Origin of the sequence: Winogradskyella sp. UBA3174 (assembly GCF_002364335.1) — a bacterium.
GTDB lineage: Bacteria > Bacteroidota > Bacteroidia > Flavobacteriales > Flavobacteriaceae > Winogradskyella.
This window is the reverse complement of the sequence record NZ_DEXW01000032.1, coordinates 1-3885: the sequence shown is the minus strand read 5'-3', so window position 1 is coordinate 3885 and position 3885 is coordinate 1. Positions and strand designations below refer to the sequence as shown.

Genomic DNA, 3885 nt, shown 5'->3' with positions numbered 1-3885 from the left:
TAATTCATTGCGCTGGAATTTTCCGCTGGAAAATTCCTTCACTTTTGCTATCTTAGTACCTTAAGTGTAAGTCGGTCAATGTTTTCGCAACGAAACCATAGCCGATTCGTTGTGCTTCATTAAGACCAACTAATAACCAATCAAATATTCGATTATGAAATTAAATTCGAATTATCCAACTTACAAAAATGGTATTTTCATACTTTTTTTAGTATTGATAAGCAATATGGGTTTTGCTCAAACCAAAGTTGAGCAAATAGAAAAACTGTTAACTACCTATGAAGAGTATGGTAAATTTAATGGTTCAGTTTTAGTGTCTGAACAAGGAAAGGTTATATATAAGAAAGGATTTGGCATGGCAAATATGGAATGGGATATTCCAAATCAACCCAATACTAAACATCTTATAGCTTCTATCACCAAACAATTTACCGCAATGCTGATTTTGCAATTAGTGGCGGAAGGTAAATTAGATTTACAAGAACCAATTACTACCTATCTTCCTGATTATCCTAAAGGCAGTGGCGATATAATAACCACGCATCATTTACTAACACATACTTCTGGAATTCCAGATTATACCGAATTTCCTAAGTTTATGGAAGATGAAAGTCGTAATCCATATAGCCCAGCGGCATTTGTAAAAACGTTTGATGAAAAGGAATTGGATTTTAAACCTGGTGAAAAATATAGTTATAGTAGTTCAGGGTACTTTATTCTTGGGGTTCTTATCGAAAAATTATCTGGTAAGAGCTATGAACAAATACTTAAAGATAAAATTTTTACTCCATTAAACATGAAGGATACTGGATATGACAACCACAAGGACATCTTAAAAAATAGAGCCGCAGGTTACGAAAAAGAAAACGGAAATTATATAAATTCAAGTTACTTAGATATGACGATTCCTTATGCAGCGGGTTCTTTGTATTCAACTGTTGAAGATCTTTATAAATGGGATCAAGCCTTATATACCACTACCATTTTGCCTAAAGAATATATGACTATGTATTTTAAACCTTATATCCCTGCTTTTGACAAAAAGCATTATGCGTATGGGTGGGAAGTTGGTTATGATAAAATAGGATCTTCTAAAGATAGTATTTACACCATAGGTCATGATGGTAGTATCAATGGTTTTAATACTAATATTTCTAGAGCAAATTCTGATAAATCTTTGGTAGTTCTTCTTAATAATACTGGTTATGCACCGCTTTACGAAATGACAAGAGCTATAAGAGGTATCATGTATGGTAAAGAATATCATATACCTAAACAAACAGTTGCCGATGTGGTATTGGCTGTTATTGAAGAAAAAGGTATTGATGAAGCAATATCAAAATATCATAGTATTAAGGACTCTGAAACCTATAGTTTAAGTGCAAGAGACATGAATGAAATGGGTTATCTACTTATGGGTTCTGGTAGAAAAGAAGAAGCCAGCAAAGTGTTTGAACTTATCACTAAAGAATTCCCCACATCATCGAAGGCTTACGACAGTTATGGAGAAAGTTTGATGAAGTTGGGAAAAAAAGAACTGGCTGTTAAAAATTATAGAAAATCGGTGACATTAAACCCCAATAACCAAAACGGTATTGATTCTCTAAAAAAACTTGGGGATGATATAAGCGATTTGGTAAAAGATGTAAAAGTATCCAATGCAATTTTAGAAACTTACATCGGCAAATACGAACTCCAACCGGGATTTATTCTTACGTTTACTAAAGAAGGAAATCAATTAAAAACGCAAGCCACAGGGCGATCGATATTTGATATATTTCCGAAATCAGAAAATGGATTTTATTTAAAAGTAATTGATGCTCAATTAGTCTTCAATAAAAATGATGCTGGCGAAATAGATAGTGTAACCTTTTTTCAAGGAGGCCGTGAAATGAAAGGTAAAAGAATAGATTAATTTTAAACAATGAATAATATGAAATTTACCTATTTAAAAATAACGAAAGCACAACACCGTGTATAATTAATTGCTTGGTTTTAGCTTACTTACGAAAGCCATAGCGGACTTTCTATTCAGTCTTTATTTACTAAATTTCGTGCTTAACATCGCAACTAATCATACACAAACCGTTGTGCTTCATTACCACAAACCGCTAACCAATGATAAAATTCTTTAGAAAAATTAGACAAAAAATGCTGACTGAAAATAAATTCAGCAAATATTTACTTTATGCAATTGGAGAAATAGTGCTTGTCGTTATTGGAATTTTAATAGCGTTACAAATAAACAATTGGAATGAAACAAGGAAGATTAAAAAAGTTGAAAAGGAAATTCTAAATGTTTTACTTGAAGATTTAAATTCAGCAAAAAAATACTCAAATCAATATATTATAAATGAGCAAAGTTATCTTGATGTTATAGAAAAAATATTATACAATGATTCTTTGAAAGCTATTTTAAAAAGCAATGATAAAACAATAGAATATTTCAACAAATCATTTTGGGATTTTGAAATAAAAATTCCAGTAATTAATACATACTCGGATTTGAAAAATGCTGGAAAAATTGCAATAATTCAAAACGATTCCATAAGGAACAGACTTGGTGTTTTAGAAGCAAATATTTATAATTTAGATAAGTTGATTCAGGATAGAATGAATGTACATCAAATTAGGATTGATGAAATTTGTGTTGAATATGTTAACTTTCTTCCACTTTTGAAATTTAAAATACCTGATTATAATATCTCATTAGGTCCCAAAAACGACTACATTGAAATTATGGCACAACAGAAAGTACGCAACTTAATGGGAGTCAAATCAGTTCTGACTAATGAAGGATTAGGTTACAGGAAAGATTTACACAATGAAATTGAATCAATTATTCATTTGATACAAATTGAATTAAATGAAAATCAAGATTGATATTAAGAAAAATAACGAAAGCACAACACCGTGTATAATTAATGGCTGGTTTTCGCCTATTTACGAAAATCCTCTAGGATTTTCTATTCAGTTTTTATTTGCTGAATTAGGTGCTTAAAAACGCCACTAATCATACACAATCACGTTGTACGTAATTTGAACCTAGCCTTGAAAGACACTATTTACAATTTATATTTGTGCAAAACCAATGGGATTCCGAAAGATGAAAACGGAGAAGAATTTGAAGTTGTTTATTGCCTTGAACAAGGTGAAGAAATATCTGCCGAATTGGAACAAAATCCAAATTTGAGATACTTACTAATTGTATTACAAAAAACCAAAGCAGATTTGAAAACTGGAATGCGGAATGTAGAAACTGAATGGAATAGTTTCACGGATTTGACATTAGAAATTGGACACATCACAAATAACTTAAAAAAATTCAAACGAAACTTCCGAGAGTTAATCTTAGATTCCGAAACCGAAACGATTATTTTCAAATCCCAAGTTGTTGGCTTTAACGAAAAATCTATGACTGAACCAAAAGAAGCACGAAAACTGATTTTAGGAGCATCAACTAAATCGAAATGGAATTTTTGGAATTAAAAAACTACGTACAACAACAATTATATTTAGTATAGAATGAACCAAGAACAAGAGAATGCTGAAAATCGCAAGAATGCACCTTTGAGTAATGCAGAGGCTACAGGTTTCTTTTTCATTCCTTTTGGTTTTGCTAAAATTGATAGAAGAAAAAACACTGATTTTAATGAATCAGAATTGGAACGATTTAAAAAATTCGGATTTGACCGAAAAATTAAACAGGCTTCCGAAATGAGAAAATTTGGAATTATATTTTATATGTCAATAGCTATCATATTAGCTTACTTACTAAAATAAACTACGTACAACACGGTGTATAATTAATTGCTTTGGTCAATGCTTATCTAGAAAATTCCTTCGGAATTTTTTCTAGTCTGTATTTGTTTACTAATTTAGTTG

5 protein-coding genes are annotated in these 3885 nt (G+C 31.0%); all 5 read left to right on the top strand.

Going from position 1 to position 3885, the window contains the following annotated elements; translation table 11 throughout:
• Positions 1 to 154: 154 nt before the first annotated feature.
• The 5 genes from B2U95_RS04455 (at position 155) to B2U95_RS04435 (ending at position 3783) form a co-directional block, all read left to right on the top strand.
• Positions 155 to 1915: a serine hydrolase gene (locus tag B2U95_RS04455; protein ID WP_296313258.1), complete on the top strand. Its 1761-nt coding sequence runs from the start codon at positions 155 to 157 to the stop codon at positions 1913 to 1915.
• A gap of 203 nt (positions 1916 to 2118) precedes the next feature.
• Complete coding sequence (locus tag B2U95_RS04450) at positions 2119 to 2883, top strand: DUF6090 family protein (protein ID WP_296313255.1); 765 nt, start codon at positions 2119 to 2121, stop codon at positions 2881 to 2883.
• Entirely contained in the window at positions 2867 to 3001 is a 135-nt protein-coding gene (locus B2U95_RS04445) for a hypothetical protein (RefSeq protein ID WP_296313251.1), read from the top strand. The genes B2U95_RS04450 and B2U95_RS04445 overlap by 17 nt, the downstream gene beginning before the upstream one ends.
• 50 nt (positions 3002 to 3051) lie before the next feature.
• Positions 3052 to 3489 carry a hypothetical protein gene (locus B2U95_RS04440; protein WP_296313249.1) on the top strand — a complete coding sequence of 146 codons (438 nt, stop codon included), beginning with the start codon at positions 3052 to 3054 and terminating at the stop codon, positions 3487 to 3489.
• A 36-nt stretch (positions 3490 to 3525) separates the two neighbouring features.
• A complete protein-coding gene (locus B2U95_RS04435) occupies positions 3526 to 3783 on the top strand; it encodes a hypothetical protein (protein ID WP_296313247.1) in 258 nt (85 codons plus the stop codon).
• Positions 3784 to 3885 lie beyond the last annotated feature (102 nt).